This window comes from Bartonella sp. B30(2025), from assembly GCF_053793825.1.
On record NZ_CP200034.1, the window covers coordinates 995,001 to 1,017,082 of the forward strand.

A 22,082-nucleotide genomic window follows, 5' to 3' on the forward strand; every position below is an offset into this window, starting at 1 on the left:
AGCACAGATTGTAGCAGCTCATAGCGCTTTAGATGATGCCAAAGCTCAAAAATCTGCAGCTGCAGCAATAGCAACAAATGCACAGCTTACTTTGCAACGAGCAACAGAACTTAAAGCTGATCGCTACATCTCCCAATCCAATGTAGACAATGCTAAATCAGCTTATGAACAAGCTAATGCCAATGTCAGCCGGGCAGAAGCACAAATAGCCGCAGCGCACGCGAATATTCACGTCTTAGAAGCGCAGTTAAATGAAATAAAAAGTCAAACAAAAAACCTGGAACTTATGCGCACTAAAGCAGAGCGTGATCTTGCTTCAACAACTATACGAGCTCCATTCGACGGAATTATTGGAAATCTAACTGCAAAAACAGGCGATTTTGTTATGAATGGTCAACATCTTGCAGCGTTAGTCCCTATACATGCACTTTATATTGAAGCAAATTATAAAGAAACACAGCTGCAGAATATCCACGCTGGACAAATGGCCTATATTAGCATTGATGCATTCAAGAAAGATTCTTTTACAGGAGAAGTCATTTCTATCGCACCTGCAACAGGAGCTATTTTTTCTCTTTTACCTCCACAAAACGCCACCGGAAATTTCACCAAAATTGTCCAACGCATTCCCGTGCGCATCTCTATTCCAGAAGAAGCGCTAAAAACTGGTCATATCCGAGCAGGAATGAGCGTTTCAGTAAAAATTGATACACGCTATACAAAATAAAAACCTTTTATAAAAAACAAGTGGTCTTAGCATTATGACATCTTCCATACCAGAGCCTACACATTCTCAAGAGCGTATAGAATTCCGCAACGTTTTAGTTTTTATGGCTATGGCCTTTGGTATGTTCATGGCTATATTGGATATCCAAATCGTTGCCTCCTCTTTAGCTGAAATTCAATCTGGTCTTTCAGCAAGCTCTGAGGAAATTTCATGGGTTCAGACCTCCTACCTTATTGCTGAAGTCATCATGCTGCCTCTTTCTGGTTTTTTGGGGAGATTGCTTTCAACACGCGTTTTTTTTAGCATTTCAGCTATTGGATTTACAATTACCTCTATTCTTTGCGCAACAGCAACATCTCTTGGAGAGATGATTGTATACCGCGCTCTACAAGGTTTTATTGGTGGAGGTATTATCCCTAGCGTTTTTACTGCCTCCTATATACTTTTTCCTCCGTCTAAACGTCCAGTTGTTATCCCGATCGTTGGATTAATAGCAACGTTAGCCCCCACTATTGGACCAACAGTAGGAGGTTACATCTGCCATCTCTTATCATGGCACTGGCTCTTTCTTATGAATGTTCCTTGCGGAATTATTATCTCAATTTTATCTTGGAAATTAATCGATTTTGATAAAGCTGATCATTCTTTATTATCTAAATTCGACTGGTTAGGTCTCATTACTATGGCTATTTTTTTGGGAACCTTGGAATATATTCTAGAAGAAGGAGCGCGTAATGACTGGCTAAATGATAATTTGATTTTCAAATTATTCATTATTATGATTTTGTCTGCAATCTTATTCTTTTGGAGAGTTCTTACCACGAAGGAACCAATTGTAAGTCTCTCAGCTTTTTCCAATTTCAATTTCTCAGCTGGAGCTATTTTTTCTTTTACGCTTGGAATAGGTCTTTATGGACTTACATATCTTTATCCTGTCTATTTAAGCCAAGTCCGTCATTATGATGCCCTCATGATCGGAGAAACATTGTTCCTTTCAGGGCTTGTCATGTTATTAACTGCGCCTCTTGCTGGATTTCTTTCAGCACGAATCGATCAGCGTTTTATGATGGCAATAGGATTTTTCGGCTTTTCAATTGGAACTTGGTTAGCTAGCTCCATTACAGATAATTGGGATTTTAAAGAATTTTTTTGGGCTCAAGTTTTCCGTGGCTTTTCTGCTATGTTGTGTATTGTCCCTATGAATAATATTGCTCTCGGATCACTCCCACGAGAAATGATAAAAAGTGCCTCTGGACTTTTTAATCTTACACGTAATCTTGGTGGTGCCGTGGGACTTGCTGTTGTAAACACCATTTTAATGAAACGTACAGACCTGCATTACGCACGAATCGCAGAAACTATCCAATACGGAAATAACCAAGCGATTGAAATGCTTTCCAATCTTACTATATATTTCAAAAATTATACCTTTGATCCGCATACGCTTGCTCTCTTTCAACTTTTTAATATGGCACACATACAATCAATGGTTATGGCTTTGAGTGATATTTTCCTTATAATAACCTTGCTTTTTAGCACCGTAGCATTCATGGCTATTTTTTTGAAAAAAGTACCATCACCCATCAAAAAAACACATTAAAGAGACGAACGTAATTTCTATGAAAGTCAGGAAACGTTCTTTATCTTTGGTGAATTGCTTTTTCATATTTCTATAACTTTATCATCTATAAATGTATGGTATATGATACACTATCCAATTTTATGTTAAGAAATCATCCCTGACAAACACCTTAAAATATGAGGAAGATGTTTTCTTGCAAAGATCGCTCTAACTCTAAAATGGATGATTGTACGTTTTTGTATTATAGTAAACAAAGTTTTTACTTTATCTAAAACGCTTTTAAATTTTTATATCGTATCAATCAAACTGCTGTTTTCGTTAGATTTTTTTGTTTCCTTATCACGCAATAAAAAACCAGTGAAAAGTATTGGCATCTTGATCACAGGGATCAGAGCATTCTTGCTTTCAAAAAATTGTTCTTAAATAGGCCAATAAAGTGGTTATTTTATTCAGCTCCAAAGAAGCGAATATTACGTTTGTCCCTACGAACAAAAACTTCTTCCTACCACTATCATGATTATCAAATAAACCTCAGGTTATACCAAAATTTTCAAATACTTCTTTTAAAATATAACTCTTTGATTTGTGTATTACCCGCCTAACACTTACTCTTTTTTCTATTATAACTACTTCAAAATTGTTTATTACAGCAAAATGCTTTCGCATTATTCAGTTATCAGTATACATGTGACCTTATTCAAACCATCCAAAGCCAATACTGTTCTTATTTTTTAACGCACCAAAACGTACTGGTGTAAAAAAGACACTTAAATGTCCTCTTCACTCTTGGTGAATCCCTTCTTTTCATTGATAAAATCTGGAAATACAAGTTTATTTAGGCGCTTTAACTGTTGGTGATGCGTTCATCATTGCAAAAGGGGCTAATTTCTTTATGCGTTATATTGGTTAAAGTACATTACTATCTGAATAAGCAGATTTTAGTATCATTTTACTGTTATTCACCAGCTATCATAGTCTCTAATTAAGATTTTTTTCAGTAACAATGAGCTATGAAATACTGTAAAATCATCAAAAAAATAATATCAATGGTTTTATAAAATGAATCTAAAGTAATAAAATACTGAATATCACTAATAAATGAACTAAAAACGCAAATGAAAAAAACACTGCGCCACACAATAAAACGACGCTAAAGCTTCACATCTCATAAAAAGGCTTTCCACGAATAAAACTGGAAGCTTGCCCAACGCGACCACAGCTGAAAAATAAAATTCTAAGCCACTTTATGATGCTGAAAACGACTTAAATTTTCTCTTTCACCACTAGGAAATAAAGTTCCATGACATGCAGAAAGAAATTCTGGTATTAATTCCAGCGCTTGAAAACGGTGTTTTTCATAAGGACCAGGCATTGATAGATTTTTTGTTAAGCCATTTGAAAAACCAAAACGCTTATAAAACTCACAATCACCCACAAGTAAAATAGCACCGTAACCTAACTTTTTTGCGCTTTCAATGGCATGCCACATAAGAATTGATCCTATCCCTATGCCAGAACATTCCGCGGAAACAGCCAAAGGACCCAAAAGCAAAGCGTTCTGTGTCCCATTTTTTCCTTTCTTAAATCGAACGTGCCAAAGACGTACACTTCCCACAAGTTCTCCAAGCGCATTTTTAACCACAAAGGATAGCCCACTTGCAGCCAACCGTCCACGACGTAAAGCCTCTGATGATTTACGCTTACGCCCTTTGCCCAGAGCTAAATCAAGTAAACATTCTCTATATGGTTTATCAGCTTCTTGTTCATATGCAAGCGTAAAAAATGCCCCGTTTTTTGTTTGAAAATTAATCACATTCATCTTGTCATCCCACCCCATTACACTTTGACCATTATAAAGAAATCTTCAAATCACATAGGATTGTAAAGGCTTAAAACCATTAAATGCAACAGACGCGTAAGTCGCTGTATAAGCACCCGTTCCATGTATTAACAACTCATCCCCTACCGTAAGAGATAAGGGCAAAAGATAAGGCGTTTTTTCATAAAGAACATCTGCTGAATCACACGTTGGCCCCGCTAAAATACAAGGTTCCATTGCCTTATCGTCATGGGGAGTTTCAATAGGGTAACGAATTGCTTCATCCATAGTTTCAGTAAGACCGTTAAATTTACCAACATCAAGATAAACCCATCGGACATTATCATTATCCGCTTTCTTAGAAATAAGAACAACTTCTGTGCGAATAACACCAGCATTACCAACCATACCGCGTCCTGGCTCAATGATCGTTTCAGGAATACGATTACCAAAATATTTTTTTAATGAATCAAAAACAGCTGTACCGTAAGCTTGTGCTGTGGGAACATCTTTCAAATAACGCGTTGGAAAGCCACCTCCCATATTAATCAACTTCAATGCAATTCCTTCTTGCTCCAAACGCTTAAAAACTGTTGCTGCATCTGACAATGCACGATCCCATGCGCTAAGGTCTGTTTGTTGAGAACCTACATGAAAGGAAACGCCGTGCGCCTGAAGACCTAATTGATGAGCCCGGCGTAACACATCAACTGCCATATCAGGGACACAACCAAATTTACGTGATAATGGCCACTCTGCACCTTCTCCATCGGTAAGAACCCGACAAAAAACACAAGATCCTGGAGCCGCACGCGCAACTTTTTCCACTTCTTCAATACAATCAACAGCATAAAGCGAAATACCAAACGCGTACGCACGCGCAATATCACGCTCTTTTTTTATTGTATTTCCAAAAGAAATACGATCAGGCGTTGCCCCTGCCTTTAAAGCCATTTCAATTTCTGCAACAGAAGCTGCATCAAAAGAAGACCCTAAAGAAACGAGCAAACTCAAAATCTCAGGTGCAGGATTTGCCTTTATTGCATAAAAAATACGAGATTGCGGAAGTGACTTTTCAAAATCTAAATAATTTTTACGAACAACATCAAGGTCAACAATTAAGCATGGACCTTCAGAACGATGTTTTGCAAGAAAATCACGAATACGTTGCGTTGCCATCTGCTCATTCTCCCAAAGGGATAAACTCCCCAAGCTCTAGGACTCAGCACCATAGAGCTTCCAATATTCAAAAAGACAAAACACACAACACTTTAATCTTTAATCTGATTGCTTAAATTTAAAAATCAGACAAAAACCAGCATTGCATACAGCGAAAAACAGCGCGAAACCGCGTTGTTCCTAACTTATCTTAATCTGCCTTTTTGATTGGAAGAGAAAACCAATTCCGCACTGAAGGCAATGAGGTGTGCCTCTATAGTTATCCCAGCATTTAGATAGCTGGAAGACACCAGAAAGGCCCGCACCGTCGTTGCTTCAAGATGTCCTCACTCTTCCGATTGGCCGTAAGAATGACTGGAGCGGTTAGTTCCAGGTACCGTACCAGTTAACCTCACCATTTGAGAACTGGCGGACACCCACAGGCACGTGCGACTTTGGGCATGCATCCTTATAGAACTAATCTTTATTTATTTCAATCATTTTTTTAACTTTAAGTATTTTTTTACTCTTTGCTACAACAAAATGATGTAAAAAAGCGACATTTTTTTTCAAACCAGTCAACTATCTGATTGCACACTCTTTATATTCTCGGCTAAAAAAGTAGAACATAAGAAAGCTGGACAGTGCCCAGCTAAAATACTTTTCTGCCAATATTGCAAATGTCTTTTCTTCAAAATTAAAAAACAAAAATCTTTGCTCTTAAAATTCTGAAACCTTACGGCTCTTGAGGTGCATGCATAGCACGCAATTTTATTAATTGAAATTGTCTATGGCGTTCCCGAAAGCGCTCTCTATCCATATCGCTCCGCACATTATAACAAGAATCACACGAGACACCTGCTTCATAATGAGGCGATAATTTACTTTCAGCATTCAAAGGGCTACGGCACGCATGACATAATTCACGTCCACATTCCTCAAGTCCATGCCCAACAGAAACACGCTCATCAAAAACGAAACACTCACCCTGCCACAAACTCTCTTCTTTTGGAATAGTCTCCAAATATTTGAGAATGCCACCTTTTAAATGATAAACTTGATCATAACCAAGCCCACGCACATAAGCTGTTGATTTTTCGCACCGAATGCCCCCTGTACAGAACATGGCAATCTTCTTTTTCTTTTTTAATTCAGCTTCATGCTTTGCAACCCATTCAGGAAATTCACGAAACGTTTTAATCTGCGGATCTATCGCGCCTTGAAAACTTCCAATCGCATATTCATAATCGTTACGTGTATCAATGAGAATTGTCTCTTCATCTTGAATAAGAGCATTCCAATCTTCTGGCTCCACATAGGTTCCAACAACCTTTAAAGGATCAACCCCCTCAATTCCCATGGTAACAATTTCTTTTTTCAGCCGCACTTTTAACCGACTAAAAGGCATTTTTGATGCCCATGAATATTTAATCTCTGGCGTTTGAAATGCTGGCTCAGCGGTAATAAAACCTACCAATGCCTCAATCGCATCACAAGAACCAGCAACGGTACCGTTAATTCCTTCTTTTGCTAAAAGTAAAGTACCTTTAATACCCTTTGCTTGACATAAATCGCGCAAAGGCTTCTGTAATTGATGATAATGCTTCAGATCTGCGAAGCAATAGACAGCAGCAACTCTAAAATTCTTTTCCATGATCTTGCCATAACCTGCGTTTCATTCAATTTCAAGACATATTCGTCTACTTCTTTACGTATTGTGCCCCATCAAACTATACTGATAATATTGATATCTAAGGAAAAGCACGTTACACACCCAAAATAAATTCCTTTTTATTTACCACTTTTCCAGGAAAAAACCATCATATCTCTTTTATTCCTAAATGATCAAAAATGCTTTTTTATCAACACAGTCCCATAGTTTTAAATAAGGAAGACCGCGCTTAAAATTATATCGTAGAAATTCTTAAGAGACCAATATCCTTTAAAAATAATACTAAATTTCTGAATCATTTGTTGAATTAGGAATAATTTTTTAAAATATTCATCATGAATAAATCAGATATACAAAAAATATCTCATGAATCACAAAGTGTACAACAACAAATTATTTGATGTCTTCTTTTCCACAACACTATTATGAATTCATTTGCTATAAAATACTGAAAAGAACTACGCATATCTTACGTTTTTTCTTCTAAAGAAAATATTGCTTATTATGCAACCCCTATTATCTTATCTATTCTTTTTATTAATATGTGATATAGCGCAACGAAACGCCGTCAGCGCAGTGGAAAGCTTATTCCTTTAATCCAATAAAATTGCTGAATATAAATCGACATTCAATCATGCTCTTCATCGATTTTAACTGTCCCACCTATTCTGCACTTGCAATTGTGGGATAGCTCTAAATAATATATTTTAGAACAAAACTTAAGCAGGAACTCCGTATAAGCACACTGCACAAACAAAACAACTTTTTACCCAACAAAAGCACGCTCCACAACATAAGTAGCTGGCGCATTATTGGCCCCTTCAACAAGACCAAAGGCTTCACACATTTTTGCGCAATCCTTTAACATAGCCATCGAACCACAAATCATAACTCTATCTTCTTCCGGATTAATTTTAGATAAACCTGTCGTTTCAAAAAAAGCACCATTCTCCATTACAGTGGTAATACGTCCCATATGTTCAGACGGTTCACGCGTTGTCATGGGATAAAATCTCAGTTGCTGTGCATATGTACCAATTAGCGGATCTTGTTTTAAAGAGGCAACAAGCTCTTTTGCATAAGTAAGCTCATCTAACTTACGCGTTGTCTGAATAAGCACAACCTCTGAAAATTTTTCATAAGTTTCGGGATCACGGATCAAACTTGCAAAAGGAGCAACGCCTGTTCCTGTTGAAAGAAGATAAAGACGCTTTCCAGGGATAATAGCATCCAGCACCAATGTCCCTGTAGATTTTTTTCGCATTAAAACAGTATCACCAATTTTAATTTTTTGGAGATGCTCAGTTAGCGGTCCTCCTGGCACTTTGATGGAAAAAAATTCAAGTTGCTCATCCCAAAATGGGCTTGCAATCGAATAAGCACGATAAATTGGTTTTTCTGCATTCGGCAAACCAATCATGACAAATTCACCTGAACGAAAACGAAAGCTATCTGGACGGTTTAGGCGAAATTTAAACAAATGATCCGTGTAATGACGAACCTCCTGAACAGTGAGAGCGAACACATTCTCAGGAATCGGAAAATTTGATAGAACGCCGCTGTTATTTGGCTGAGGTTTGACGGCAGACGTAGTCATACAGGACTTCCCTATATCTTTTATTGAACATTCTAAATTAAATTTTACATCATCTACATGATATAATGATCATGTGACCATCTGCCAACATTTCTCTTAAAACATCAACGTTTTAATTAACACTTTTTATAAAAATTAACCCAAATAGCAAAACTGAAATAAAAGCATATGACAACTTAAAAGATGAATTTTTATTATGCGATAATAATGATTATTTCTCAACAAATATCCTTTGAGACTCTTTATAAATTTACAGTGTATTATCTTATTTCATTTTTACAATAAACTAGATACATGTCTTCAAAGAAAGCCCCTCACAAAAATTTCTTAAACGTTTTCGTAAAAACTATGACAATACTTTTTCATTATATCTCAAGAAGACAAAATTTTGTTAAACAGTATAATATCCGTTACACATAGCATCGTTATGAAACAAGAAAGAAAAACACAATATAAATATTTTAAAAATAATGATATGAATTAGTTCAGCAATAACAATAACATATATACAAATATATGTTATTATGAAGTTAATCTATAACACTGAAACAGTAATTCTATTCAATAATAGAAGTTATTTTCAAACTAAACCAAGAAAAATGAAAGTGTTCGTTGTATTACATTAAAATTTAAGCACTTTATCTCATAAAATAAATTTCTGGTGCATAATTGAACATAAAGGATGACTAATCTTGAAAAGAAAAATAATATTTGTATTCTTATATTATTCTATTATGCAACGTCAGAAAGAAAACTATAGTTATTTTATACAACAAAACAAAATTTAGAATGACAAAATCCATTGATGATAAAACGAGTGCATTATCCCACTATACAGCTGTAGCAACTATTGATGTTGGTGCTCTTGTTGCTAATTACAAAACTTTAGCACAGCATGCTGCTCCAACAGAATGTTCCGCTGTCGTCAAAGCAAATGCCTATGGACTTGGTGCTGATAAAATCGTCCCTGCACTTTATCAAGCTGGTTGTCGTACTTTTTTTGTTGCTCAAATTGTAGAAGCCCTTCAATTAAAAACTGTTTTACCACCAGATATTACACTTGCTGTTCTTAACGGAATTCCACATAACTCAGAAGAGTTTGTAGCGCAAACTGGCATTATCCCCGTTCTTAATTCTTGGAGTGCAATTCAAAGCTGGCAAACACTTTGCCAAGAAAAAGGAAAAAAATTTCCCGCCATAATTCAAATTGATACAAATATGAACCGTTTAGGGCTTGATAAAAAAGAATTACAACAGTTGATAAAAGAGCCTACTATTTTTGAAAAAGCAGAGGTAAAATATATTATCAGTCACCTCGCTAATGGAGGAAGTGACATACATTGTGCATCCAATTATGCCCAATTGGAAACGCTCAAAGAGGCTCTTACACAACTTCCCACCTGTAAGGTCTCATTTGCCAACTCTGGAGGCATCTTTCTTGGTTCAGATTTTCATTTTGATCTTGTTCGCCCAGGCATAGCACTTTATGGAATCTCCCCAAACCCCAAATATTCAGCTATACTGAAATCTGTTTTAAAACTTGAAGCCCAAGTCCTTCAAAGCCGTGAAGTTGATGCTGGAGTTCCTGTTGGTTATGGAGGGACATTTATCACAAAAAAACCCAGTACTCTCACAACGGTTTCTATTGGTTATGCAGATGGGTGGCTGCGTGCACTTTCTAATAAAGGTGCCGTTTATTATAATGGATATAAGCTACCCATCGTTGGAAACATTTCTATGGATTCTATCGTTGTTGATGCTACAGATCTGAAAGATCAAAAACCCCAAAGAGGTGAATGGGTAGAGCTTATCGGAACACATCAAACTATCGAGCAAGTATCTGCAGACGCTAACACTATCCCCCATGAAATTTTAACTTCTCTAGGCTCTCGCTATAAACGCATTTACATTTAAAACCATAAAAAAGTGATAAAAAGCATCATCCTTAAAAATGGTTTTACAAATTTTTTAAAAATATCTTACAAGAGCCGATAATAATAAGGATCTGTCAACACTTTTATCCAAATACTATTTGGCAATATGAGCTTTAAAAATACTTCAATGAAATCATTATTAAGAAAAATGATCAATCTCTTTTTAAAATGCCGTCCGTACATTAAAAAATAATATCACGTAAGCTGTATGAACAATGATAAAAAGCTCTCACATAAATTGTGAGAGCTTTTTATCTTTAACATGTACAAACAAGATTAATATGTATTCCCCAATGGAGGGCAAGAACAAATAAGCATTTTATCTCCCGCAACATTATCAATACGAGAAACAGGAGGCCAGTATTTATTCGCAGGGTCAAGAGAGTCATTAGGAAAAGCAGCTTCTTGTCGTGAATAAGGCCGCGACCAAGAATCGTCCACAGTATCTATTAATGTATGTGGAGCATTTACTAATGGATTATCATCTTTTGGCCAAACGCCCTCACCAACTTTTTTAGCTTCTTTAGCAATCAAAAGTAAAGCATCACAGAAGCGATCAATCTCTGCCTTTGGTTCTGATTCTGTTGGCTCAATCATCAAAGTTCCAGGAACCGGAAAGGACATCGTCGGCGCATGGAATCCGTAATCAATTAAGCGTTTTGCAATATCATCAACAGTAACCCCATACTGATCTTTTAATATACGTGTATCGACAATACATTCATGTGCAACACGCCCATGCTTACCTCTGTAAAGAATGGAATAAGCCTGTGAAAGACGCGCAGCAACATAATTAGCATTTAAAATTGCTATTTGTGTTGCATATTTCAGTCCATCAGCACCCATCATCCGAATATACATCCACGTAATAACAAGAATAGATGCACTTCCATAAGGAGCCGCTGAAACGGCATGTGTCGTTCCCTCTTGTTCATGGCCGGGTAAAAATGCTCTTAGGTGCTCCGCAACTCCAATCGGACCAACACCTGGGCCACCTCCTCCATGAGGAATTGCAAATGTTTTATGAAGGTTCATATGACAAACATCAGCTCCAATATCTGCTGGACGCGCAAGCCCGACAAGCGCATTAAGATTAGCACCATCAAAGTAAACTTGCCCTCCATTTTCATGAACAACAGAGCAAATCTCTTTAATACTTTCTTCGTAAACACCATGGGTTGAAGGATAAGTAATCATTAAAGCGGCTAAACGATCCTTATGCAACTGTGCTTTCATTTTAAGATCGTCAATATCAACATCGCCATCACTCAAGCATTTTACCACAACAACTTCCATTCCCGCCATATGGGCTGAGGCTGGATTTGTACCATGCGCTGATGCAGGAACAAGACAAATTGTACGTTGATGCTCTCCGCGTGCTTGATAATATCGGCTTATTGCCAAAAGCCCAGCATATTCCCCTTGAGCACCGGAGTTTGGCTGAAAAGACACTTGTGCAAACCCTGTAATTTCGCACAACCACGCCCCTAATTGGTCAATCATTTCCTTATAACCTATCGCATCCTCTTGAGGAGCAAAAGGGTGCATATGAGCAACTGTCGGCCAACTTAAAGGCATCAATTCAACTGCCGCATTAAGCTTCATTGTACAAGAACCAAGCGGGATCATTGCTCGATCCAACGCTAAGTCCTTGTCCGATAAACGACGCAAGAAACGCATCATCTCTGTTTCAGAATGAACCGCATGAAAAAATGACTGCGAAAGAAAAGTTCCATCACGCTCTCTTCCGAAAAGCCGTGGAGAAGCCTGCTCAACCAATTGTGCACCAAAAAGCTCTGCCAGCGCACAAACATCCTCTTGGGTTGACAATTCATCAAAGTTGATCACAACTGTATCATCATTGAGAATGCGGATAAGACGTCCACCCATCTTCGCTTTAGCGGCAATCTCTTTAGCTTTTCCCTTCACAAAAACGCTTACGCAATCAAAAAAATGTTCCCCTTCACAAGGGATACCAACTGCCTCTAAACTAGCAACAAAACGGCATGTTAAATGATGAATCCGCCGAGCAATTGTCTGCAAACCTTGTGGTCCATGCCAAACTGCATAAGCGGTTGCCATATTTGCCAAAAGAGCCTGCGCTGTACAAATATTCGACGTGGCTTTATCGCGCCGAATATGTTGTTCGCGTGTTTGCAATGCTAAACGAAAACCAACTCGTCCTCTTGTATCTATGGACTGACCAACAATCCGTCCTGGAATTAAGCGCGTTAAAGCTTCACTGACCGCAAGATAACCTGCATGAGGACCACCAAACCCCATTGGAACCCCATAACGCTGCATAGAGCCAACCACAATATCAGCACCCCATTTGGCTGGGGCTTCCATTAAAGTTAGCGCCAAGGGATCTGCAACAACAATGACCAGCGCTCCTTTTTCCTTTGCTTGCTTAATGATATCAGTATAATCATTAAAGAAACCTTTTGTATCTGGCCAAGACAAAACAACAGCAGCGGTCTCAGAACAAATTTCACTCTTTTCGCTAATTTGAATGCCTTGTGTTTGTGCACGTGTTTGTGCAACACTCAGAGTTTGAGGATGCAAAAGACTTTGAATGGAAATCTTTGTTTTTTTTCCACGCGCGAAACGTACAGCTACCGCATTAGCCTCAGCTAAAGCTGTTGCCTCATCAAGAAGTGAAGCCGCAGAAACAGGTAAACCTGTTAATTCACTAACCAAAGTTTGAAAATAAAACAAAAGTTCTAAACGTCCTTGGCTAATTTCTGCTTGATAGGGTGTATAAGCAGTGTACCAAGCTGGATTTTCAAAAAAATTGCGCAAAATGACAGGGGGCACAAATGTTCCGTGATATCCTTGTCCAATAAAGCTTTTGTGGACATGATTTTGCCCCATGATTTGAGACAATTCTTCCAAAGCTTGCTCTTCGCTAGCAGCTTTTGGTAAATTAAGTGAACGCCCCAAATGGATAGACTGAGGAACAGCTTGAGCAATTAATGTATCAACGCAATCAAGAGCTAAAACATCAAGCATTTTTTTTACTTCATCAGGACGAATCCCAATATGCCGAGAAGAAAAAGAACGTTCTTGCATAGCATCTTACCCAATCAGCGCTTTGTAAGCAGCTTCATCCAACAACCCTTCAAGCTGTGTCTCATCCTGTAATTTCATTTTCCATAACCAACCCTCTTTTTCGGCTTGTTGGTTGACCAATTCAGGACTATTTGCCAATGCCTCATTAACTTCAATCACTTCACCATCAAGAGGAGCATAAACATCGGAAGCAGCCTTGACCGATTCTACGACAGCGGCAGCTTCTCCCTTAGAAAGCTGCGTCCCACTTTGCGGCAAATCAACAAAAACTAAATCACCTAATTGCTCTTGAGCATAATGCGTAATGCCAACAGTCACGACTTGTCCTTCAACGCTAAGCCATTCATGATCTTCTGTAAAATAAATTTTAGACATAAAAATTATCCTTTAAAGTAACGTTGTTCAACAAAAGGAAGTAAATGAACAGACAGCGCAATCTTTTTGCCTCGCAACTCAGTAAAGACTTCCGTTCCTACATTTTTCCAATCAACAGGCACATAACCCATCGCAACAGGGCCGTCAAAAGAAGGACCAAAACCACCCGATGTTACTATCCCAATCTGATTTCCTTCATCATCAAAAAGCGGTGCTCCAGCACGCACTGGTTGACGCGTTTGTGGTTTTAAACCAACTCGACAACGAGAGGGACCCTTTTGAAGAGCCTCAAGAAAAGCTTTTGCTCCATAAAATTGCGCTTTTTCTCGCACAGCTTTTGGAACAGCCCATGTTAGTGCAGCATCAACAGGGGTCGTATCAGGCGTAATGTCATTACCATGTAAACATAGCCCTGCTTCTAACCGAAGACTATCACGTGCAGCAAGACCAATCCACTCAACACGAGAATCGCTTAACAATTTTTCAGCCAATGCACGCGCTTGATCTGCTGGAAGTGCTATTTCAAAACCATCTTCTCCCGTATAACCAGAACGCGTTACAAACCAATCTTGTTGTGGCTCAAACCCTTGCATAAATAATAGTTGATTTCCAGGCAAACCTGCATCAGCAAGAACCGCTGCAGCTTCTGGTCCTTGAAGAGCAAGTAAGACTCTTTCAAGAGCGGTTACTTGGCATTCAAAGCCAACCGCACGTTTTTTAAGTTCAGCAAGATCGGCCTGTGCATTACCGGCATTGGCAACCAGCATAAAACGCGATTCTGCTAAGCGGGTCAGGATAAGATCATCTAGAATACCAGCCTGCTCATTGAGCAAATAACTATACCGTGATTGTCCAATTTTTAAAGCTGCCGCATCAAGAGGAAGAGCATATGATAAAAATTCAACTGCTTGTTTTCCTTCAATGCTAATCAATTTCATATGAGAAATGTCAAAAAGACCTGCATGAGCACGCGTATGAAGATGCTCTTTCAAAACCCCAAGAGGATAAGTTAAAGGCATGTTCCAACCCGCAAAAGCACCAAATTTAGCTCCAGCTTTTTCATGCAATTCATATAAAGGAAGTGTTTTTAAAGATGATGTTTCAAATTCTTGTAATGTGCCCATGATATCTCCAAAGCTGCACTAACGCTCACACAGTTGTCGTTTCTGCACCCTTCTGTTACAAAACCTGAGAGACTCGCGAAAAAATTCCGCTTACACCTTCGGCGCGGGTCATCCCGACTTTCCAGATCTGCCTTTCTTCTTTTACGGTCCATAAAGCCTGAGAGATTATGGGCTGTTTTCCCCTTCGGCGGCAGGCGCGAAAATTTGCAATCTGCACTCTCCCCGCATGCACTCTCCCGCAAAAGAATAAAAGATGCAATAATGCTCTTTTCGACATGTTTTGGTCTATAAACTATCTTTTTCACACTGTCATCTGCAAAATGAATGGAGTATCTTAATTTTTTAACTTGCACAGGCTGTTTTAAAGGGCTTATAATGGCGGATATTTTTAACATGGTAAATAATGCCGAGTAATCTGCACACGTTAGCGTGCAAGGAGAAAAAAATTAGCAAGGACTACAAACAAATATACCACTTGAAAACTGTATAAAATTTTGCATACAAAGTGGACAATATTATTCTATTTTGTACAATTTCGAGATAACTACAGAGTTTTCTTACTTTTAGCAGTAAACACTGAAGATATCTAAGGTAACGATCTTAATGCATGAGGGTTTAGTTTTTTATCGCTAAAAAATACCACGAAGTGCGATTATTCATATACTAAACCTTATCGGACAAAGGTTATAAACACGGATGAAAGCTGGCAATGTCCTTTATAATGACGAAAATGATCTCCCAGAGCAAATTCCTATTTTCCCCTTAGAAGGTGCTCTTTTATTACCAGGAGGAGTTTTGTCGCTGAATATTTTTGAACCAGAATCTCTTGAAATGATTGAAGATGTGATGTTATCTAATCGTCTATTAGGGATTGTTCAACCACTTCCATCACCATCAAAGGCAGATTGTCTTTCTACGGAGTTGTATAAAACAGGGTGCATAGGTCGCATCACAAACTATAATGAAACAGGAAATGGTCAGCTTTTCATTATATTACAAGGAATTTGTCGCTTCACTTTAGAAAAAGAGCTCTTGAGTACCAAATCTTATCGGATTGCTCTTATCCAATCAAATGCAAAAGATTTACAAGAGACTATTATTTCAGAAAGCATTAATCGAGAAAATCTATTAGATATTGTTGAAAAATATCTTACAATACATGAAATAGAATATAATTGGAGTAGTATCGTACAAACGCCTACGACAATATTGGTTAATGCGTTTTCGACACTCATTCCTTTTACACCAGCAGAAAAGCAAGCTCTGCTGGAAGCGCCAGATATTGGAAGTCGTGCCCAAACTCTTCTCGCTTTAACGGAACGCTCACTTATGAAACAAACAGGAACACATTATCATTTAAATTAATTATGAAAAAAGCCACTACCGATCCAAAAATGCTAGAATTACTCGTCTGTCCTCTTACAAAAGGGACGCTCTCTTTGGATCGTGAAACGCAGGAGTTAATCTCGCTCAAAGCAAAGCTTGCTTATCCCATTCGCGATGGCGTTCCCATTATGCTTGCTTCAGAAGCGCGTCCTTTGCAGCAAAATAAAAAGCAACACCTCAAAAAATAAAGTCCTTCCATTGAATTTTTTATTACAGCACACTCTTACTTAATTGTTTTTTCTTAAAGAACATCTCTCGTATTATGTAAAATTCTCAGCGTTATCTGTTTAAAACAACATAAGACAAGTTTAAATAAACTTCTCTTTTCGGCAATGACATAAAATTAACACCATAATAAAAATACACACTTCCACCCCATCTTTATTTTTAATAAAAACATCTGTTTTATCGAGAATGTGAAAAGGCTTTGGCTTACGAAAACCACAAACTAAAAATTGAAAAAATTTTATTCCCACAATAGCGCAACACAACTGTTACAAAAATCATACTTCTTAAAGTAAATAAATTGACAGAATATGAGCGATCCACTAGATTGAAAAGTTATCAAAGAGATGTTCACATAACTTGATATGAAATATTCAAGCCTTCTCAGCTCTCAAAGAAATAGAAAACGGTGCATTTAAAAGAAACCGATGAGTATTCCTTTGTGAGTTGTAGTTGGCGGGTGTAAAAAATTAAACCTATGAAAACTGGCAATATAATTTAATATTCCTAGAAAATTTGCCCTCTCTTGGGCACACCTAGGAAGATGAGCTGAGAGGGACAGGAGCGTTAAAAGAATGAGTTTTAAAGTTGCAGTCGTTGGCGCAACCGGAAATGTTGGTCGTGAAATGCTAACAATTCTGGAAGAACGGGGTTTTCCTGTACGTGAAGTTGTTCCTTTAGCATCCCGACGGTCTTTGGGACAGAACGTATCTTATGGCGATAAAACTTTAAAGGTCAAAGCACTTGATACCTACGATTTTTCCGATACAGATCTCTGTCTTATGTCTGCTGGGGGAAGCATTTCTCAAGCTTATGCTCCCAAAATTGCTGCAACTGGTTGCGTCGTGATCGACAACTCATCCTCTTGGCGTTATGATACCAATGTTCCATTAATTGTACCCGAAGTGAATGCAGAAGCCATTAGTGAATTTTCCAAGCGCAATATTATTGCTAATCCCAATTGTTCAACAATCCAACTTGTTGTCGCTTTAAAACCTCTCCATGATGCAGCAATTATTAAACGTGTTGTTGTGTCAACCTATCAATCGGTTTCTGGAGCTGGAAAGCAAGGAATGGATGAGCTATTTGAACAATCACGGGCGGTTTTTGTTGCCGACCCCATTACAGTAAAAAAATTCACCAAACGCATCGCTTTTAACGTTATCCCTCATATCGATGTTTTCATGGAAGATGGCTATACAAAAGAAGAATGGAAAATGGTTGCTGAAACCAAAAAAATTCTTAACCCTAAAATTAAACTAACAGCCACTGCTGTTCGTGTTCCTGTCTTTATCGGACACTCCGAAGCTGTGAATGTTGAATTTGAAAAACCAATAACTGCCAATGAAGCAAAAAACCTTCTGCGTGATGCGCCCGGTTGCCAACTTATCGATAAACATGAAGATGGCGGTTATATAACCCCCTATGAATGCACAGGAGAGGATGACGTTTTTATTAGTCGTGTTCGCGAAGATATTACTGTCGAAAATGGTTTATCATTTTGGATTGTTGCTGACAATTTAAGAAAGGGAGCCGCATTAAATGCAATTCAAATTGCTGAATTGCTCGTTTCCCGCAATTTAATAGCACCTAAATCAGCAGCATAAAGCAAAAAACGCCTTATGCTGCTGTGTTAACTCTCTGCACCTTCAGTAACAGAGAGTTTTTTACCTGTAGTGAAACACAGGATATGTTATAATACGATTATGGGTTACGTTCAAAATTGCTATAATTAACATTATCTGGCAACAGAAGCAGGGTATGTCACAATGCGATAACGCGTTTCATTACGTTCAAAATTTCTATAATTAACGTTTTCTGGAAAAAAAGGATTATAAGCAGTTACATTTTCGACAGATATAGCCTGTGCCTCCATTGAAGGATTCAAAATTATTCGTTCATCTCTTTTTACACCTGTATGCCGAATTGGGGCATGTTTTTGATGGTGCTTTTGTATACGTTTTTCTACTTTTTGGGGAACTGTAATCACTTTTGCATGTGGAACAACCTGTTTTGCAGTCTTGCTCTTTTTTTCTTTCATCATAGGATTTGGTTTTACATATATAGGGGTAAAAGAAATTGTCGGAACATTTTTAGTGTTCAAATAACGTGCAGATGCCCAACCAATCATTCCGTTATATTTAAATGAGCACCAAATTCTATTAGATAAGCAGCCGTTAATTTGTACTTTTGCTCCAGTTGGAATGACTGCTATAATTTTGTTAGTTGTAGATGGACCTGTACGTAAAACGACATGTCCTGTTGCTATACGAGCAACCATTCCAGCATTCGCATACGATACTGAAACTCCAAATCCTGATCCTATTACAGACAATAAAACCGTTGCGGTTGATAACAAATTTTTACTTCTACTTAACATTATCTCTTATTCCTCTCCATAATGTGAGGACAAAACATTTCTCTCTTTTTACAAAAATTTGCTGATCTCAATACAAAGTGGTGATAATCTGTTCTTTAAGAGGTCCACCACACATTTTGAGAATAATTCTCTTATTTTGTCCTGTACGCTTTATACTTTATGCATATGTTTTGTTGCCTAAACAGCAGTGTGTCTCTTATGGATTCACTACTTGCAATAACACAATCTGATTGTTTTCTACTCAGACAACCATCATTTAAAGAAGTTTTAAAATAGCTATTGGTTCCCATCGGAAACGGCTAAAATACAAAAATATTTTTCAGCGAATACATGCTACTTGCTTAAAAGTTATTCATTATAACATGCGACAATTGCAAAAAAGTAATCATGTTTTGAATAAAAATAATTGAATATTATAAGAAACTATTGTATTTTTTGACCTCTCTACAGTAATACAAAGTATAGCACAGCCTTTCCTTAAAAATATGTTGGAAAAAAGCTAAATGCACATAATATCAAAAAAACTGGCTCAAAGTGCCACCATAGGATTCCTTCTTTTTTTCTTTTCATTTTTTTCGTTTACAACCTTTTTGATGGCAGCAGATAAATTCAATATCAAACTTGGTGTTATGGAAGGAGAAGAGGCTGACATTTGGAAAGTTGCTGTTGAACAAGCCAAAAAAGAAGGTTTAAATATTGAACTGGTCTATTTTTCTGATTACGCTCTACCTAACGATGCTGTAAATGCAGGAGAAATCGATGCAAATGCTTTTCAGCACGCCCCCTATTTTAATAATCAAATTGAAAATCATGGCTATCAACTTTCAATTGCAGGGTATACGTTTATAACTCCCATGGGGGTCTATTCGCACAAAATTAAAAATATCAAAGAACTGCGAAATAGAGCAAATATTGGCATCCCTAATGATCCATCAAATGGTGCAAGAGCCTTATTCATTCTCCATTCTTTAGATCTGATTACCTTAAAAGATCCACAAAATATTCTTGCCTCTCCACTAGACATTATTGAAAATCCCAAAAATTTGAAAATCCGTGAATTAGATTCTGGTATTTTAGGACGTGCAATTAATGATTTTGATATCGTGATTGTAAGTACGAACTGGGCTTTAACAACCGGATTAAACTTACAAAAAGATGCCATTGCATGGGAAAAAACAGAAAATAATCCTTATAATAATGTTATCGTTGTGCGTAGCGCTGATAAAGATGAACCATGGGTTCAAAAATTGGTTGCAGCCTACAATAGTGAACCTGTCCGCGCAAAAATTAAAGAAATCTTTGGTACAGCTGCCCAAACATCTTGGTAAGTGTAAATGAAAAATCCTGCACTTATTTCTTTAAAAAATGTCAGCTGCTATTTTAACAAGATAGAAGATAATTTAGCAATTAATAATCTATCTCTTGACATCTATGCAGGCGAAATTCTTGGTATTATCGGACGCAGTGGTGCAGGAAAATCCACGCTTATGCGCTGCTTAAATGGATTAAAACGGATTGATAAAGGATCTCTTTTTTTCGAAGGAGTCAATATTTCAAATTTCTCAGAAGTAGAATGGGCACCTTATCGTCAATGCATTAGTATGATCTTTCAACATTTTAATCTTTTATCATCACAAAAGGTTATTCATAATATTGAATTACCCTTAAAACTAGCCGGCATAAACAAAAAGCAACGTCGTGAACGTGTCTTTGAACTGATTGAATTGGTAGGGTTACGTGGCAAAGAATATTCTTATCCCGCAGAACTTTCAGGAGGACAAAAACAACGCGTGGGAATTGCACGCTCTCTGGCAGTTAATCCCAAAATATTGTTATCAGATGAAGCAACATCTGCTCTTGACCCTGAATCAACTCAATCTATCTTAGAACTTCTTTCCGATATTAATAAACGTCTCCATCTTACTATTGTGCTCATTACCCATGAGATGGAAGTTGTGCGCAGCATTGCACATCGTGTTGTTGTTCTCAATCAAGGATGTATTGTAGAAGAAGGAAGTGTAAAAGATATTTTTGCATCACCACAAGACGAAACAACCATTGCCATGCTCAAGCTTGTTACACCACAGCTTCCTGAAAAATTTGCAAAACAGCTTAAACCAACAGGACAAGAAGCCGTTATTGAAATTAATATCGCAGGCGAAATTGCTCAGCAACCTTTTCTCTGCCTACTTGAAGATGCAACTGGTTTAAGGGCACGTATTTTGCATGGCGGTATTGATACAATCCAAGGAGAAAGTATTGGACGGCTATTCCTTAGTCTTCCTGGGAAAGATAAAGAAGTTTTGAAAAAAGCTGTCGACTGGTTGACAGAAAAAAGTCGATATTGCGAGGTTTTGGGCTATGTTTAATGTCCTCTCTCATGAACTGGCCCGTGCTATTTTTGATACATTATTTATGACAATAAGCGCTTCTTTGATGGCACTTCTTATGGGACTTCCGCTTGGACTTCTACTCTATACAACCGCACGCGGAGGGCTTTTTGCATCACGCCTTATAAACCGTCCTTTAAGCATTATTGTTGATAGTATTCGTGCCATTCCTTTTATTATTCTTGCATTTTACCTTCTCCCTATCACCCGTATGGTTGTGGGAAGCGGTATAGGAATATCTTCTGTCATTTTCGTTCTCACCATCTCAGCCATTCCTTTTTATGCACGAATGGCAGAGCTTTCCTTTAGAACAGTCGACAATGGCTTAATTGAAGCCGTCCGTTCCATGGGTGGTAGTCGTCTTCAAATTGTCAGATACGTTCTTATCCCGGAAGCGCTCCCGCACTTAGTTACGGGATTTACAGTCATGGTCATCTCTCTTATCGGAGCCACTTCACTTGCTGGATATTTGGGCGGAGGCGGCTTGGGAGACATGGCAATCCGCTATGGTTACCAACGCTATAATACCTCTATCATGACAATAGTTATCATTCTTTTAATCATTTTAAATGTTATTATTCAGTGGTCCTCTGATAAAATTGTACAAAAGATTGATAAAACAAAACATTAAAATCATTTGA

Annotated in this window: 17 protein-coding genes and 1 riboswitch (1 of these 18 only partly in view); of the genes, 9 read left to right on the forward strand and 8 right to left on the reverse strand. The window is 37.8% G+C overall.

Translation table 11 applies throughout. The features are described 5' to 3' along the window. A protein-coding gene (locus V4P55_RS04265; protein WP_455473876.1) for an HlyD family secretion protein crosses the window boundary here: on the forward strand, nt 1–727 show its 3' portion. 356 nt of this gene lie to the left of the window's left edge; the window shows 727 of its 1,083 coding nt (coding positions 357–1,083); its start codon lies beyond the left edge, outside the window; it ends in the stop codon at nt 725–727. Nucleotides 728–761: 34 nt separating this feature from the next. Next, a complete protein-coding gene (locus V4P55_RS04270) occupies nt 762–2,327 on the forward strand; it encodes a DHA2 family efflux MFS transporter permease subunit (RefSeq protein ID WP_455473877.1) in 1,566 nt (521 codons plus the stop codon). Nucleotides 2,328–3,543: 1,216 nt separating this feature from the next. On the opposite strand, the gene V4P55_RS04275 is transcribed toward V4P55_RS04270, so the two are convergent. The 4 genes from V4P55_RS04275 to V4P55_RS04290 form a co-directional block, all read right to left on the reverse strand. Further along, a complete protein-coding gene (locus tag V4P55_RS04275; RefSeq protein ID WP_455473878.1) occupies nt 3,544–4,128 on the reverse strand; it encodes a GNAT family N-acetyltransferase in 585 nt (194 codons plus the stop codon). Nucleotides 4,129–4,173: 45 nt separating this feature from the next. Continuing rightward, nucleotides 4,174–5,307 carry a type III PLP-dependent enzyme gene (locus tag V4P55_RS04280; protein WP_455473879.1) on the reverse strand — a complete coding sequence of 378 codons (1,134 nt, stop codon included), beginning with the start codon at nt 5,305–5,307 and terminating at the stop codon, nt 4,174–4,176. Nucleotides 5,308–6,022: 715 nt separating this feature from the next. Further along, the gene (gene trhO, locus V4P55_RS04285) at nt 6,023–6,940 is read right to left on the reverse strand and encodes an oxygen-dependent tRNA uridine(34) hydroxylase TrhO (protein ID WP_455473880.1); all 918 of its coding nucleotides are present in this window, start codon (nt 6,938–6,940) and stop codon (nt 6,023–6,025) included. 784 nt (nt 6,941–7,724) lie between these two features. Beyond that, nucleotides 7,725–8,555, reverse strand: a complete 831-nt coding sequence (locus tag V4P55_RS04290; RefSeq protein ID WP_455473881.1) for a ferredoxin--NADP reductase — start codon at nt 8,553–8,555, stop codon at nt 7,725–7,727. 789 nt (nt 8,556–9,344) lie between these two features. Here V4P55_RS04290 and alr point away from each other — a divergent pair. Continuing rightward, the gene (gene alr / locus V4P55_RS04295) at nt 9,345–10,469 is read left to right on the forward strand and encodes an alanine racemase (protein ID WP_455473882.1); all 1,125 of its coding nucleotides are present in this window, start codon (nt 9,345–9,347) and stop codon (nt 10,467–10,469) included. A 296-nt stretch (nt 10,470–10,765) separates the two neighbouring features. Here the strand turns inward: alr and gcvP are convergent, their stop codons facing one another. From gcvP to gcvT, 3 genes are read right to left on the reverse strand one after another with little or no spacing between them, the layout of a single operon-like run. Next, nucleotides 10,766–13,561 carry an aminomethyl-transferring glycine dehydrogenase gene (gcvP, locus tag V4P55_RS04300; protein WP_455473883.1) on the reverse strand — a complete coding sequence of 932 codons (2,796 nt, stop codon included), beginning with the start codon at nt 13,559–13,561 and terminating at the stop codon, nt 10,766–10,768. Between the two features lie 6 nt (nt 13,562–13,567). Continuing rightward, the gene (gcvH, locus tag V4P55_RS04305; protein ID WP_455473884.1) at nt 13,568–13,936 is read right to left on the reverse strand and encodes a glycine cleavage system protein GcvH; all 369 of its coding nucleotides are present in this window, start codon (nt 13,934–13,936) and stop codon (nt 13,568–13,570) included. A gap of 5 nt (nt 13,937–13,941) precedes the next feature. Next, nucleotides 13,942–15,060, reverse strand: coding sequence for a glycine cleavage system aminomethyltransferase GcvT (gcvT, locus tag V4P55_RS04310; protein WP_455473885.1), 1,119 nt, complete (start codon nt 15,058–15,060; stop codon nt 13,942–13,944). A gap of 134 nt (nt 15,061–15,194) precedes the next feature. Further along, nucleotides 15,195–15,309, reverse strand: a riboswitch (glycine riboswitch). 447 nt (nt 15,310–15,756) lie between these two features. On the opposite strand from gcvT, the gene V4P55_RS04315 reads away from it, so the two are divergent. From V4P55_RS04315 to V4P55_RS04325, 3 genes are all read left to right on the forward strand, one after another. After that, nucleotides 15,757–16,425, forward strand: coding sequence for an LON peptidase substrate-binding domain-containing protein (locus V4P55_RS04315; RefSeq protein ID WP_455473886.1), 669 nt, complete (start codon nt 15,757–15,759; stop codon nt 16,423–16,425). 2 nt (nt 16,426–16,427) lie between these two features. Beyond that, complete coding sequence (locus V4P55_RS04320) at nt 16,428–16,634, forward strand: Trm112 family protein (RefSeq protein ID WP_455473887.1); 207 nt, start codon at nt 16,428–16,430, stop codon at nt 16,632–16,634. 612 nt (nt 16,635–17,246) lie between these two features. Beyond that, on the forward strand, nt 17,247–18,278 hold the full coding sequence (locus V4P55_RS04325; RefSeq protein ID WP_455473888.1) for an aspartate-semialdehyde dehydrogenase: 1,032 nt from the start codon (nt 17,247–17,249) through the stop codon (nt 18,276–18,278). A gap of 131 nt (nt 18,279–18,409) precedes the next feature. Here V4P55_RS04325 and V4P55_RS04330 read toward each other — a convergent pair whose 3' ends face one another. Continuing rightward, nucleotides 18,410–19,051 (reverse strand): SH3 domain-containing protein, encoded by a 642-nt coding sequence (locus V4P55_RS04330; RefSeq protein ID WP_455473889.1) that lies wholly within the window; start codon nt 19,049–19,051, stop codon nt 18,410–18,412. Nucleotides 19,052–19,560: 509 nt separating this feature from the next. Between V4P55_RS04330 and V4P55_RS04335 the strand changes: the two genes are divergently transcribed. From V4P55_RS04335 to V4P55_RS04345, 3 genes are read left to right on the forward strand one after another with little or no spacing between them, the layout of a single operon-like run. Next, on the forward strand, nt 19,561–20,379 hold the full coding sequence (locus V4P55_RS04335; protein ID WP_455475041.1) for a MetQ/NlpA family ABC transporter substrate-binding protein: 819 nt from the start codon (nt 19,561–19,563) through the stop codon (nt 20,377–20,379). A 6-nt stretch (nt 20,380–20,385) separates the two neighbouring features. Then, nucleotides 20,386–21,420, forward strand: coding sequence for a methionine ABC transporter ATP-binding protein (locus V4P55_RS04340; protein WP_455473890.1), 1,035 nt, complete (start codon nt 20,386–20,388; stop codon nt 21,418–21,420). Next, nucleotides 21,413–22,072 (forward strand): methionine ABC transporter permease, encoded by a 660-nt coding sequence (locus V4P55_RS04345; protein ID WP_455473891.1) that lies wholly within the window; start codon nt 21,413–21,415, stop codon nt 22,070–22,072. The genes V4P55_RS04340 and V4P55_RS04345 overlap by 8 nt, the downstream gene beginning before the upstream one ends. Nucleotides 22,073–22,082: the final 10 nt, after the last annotated feature.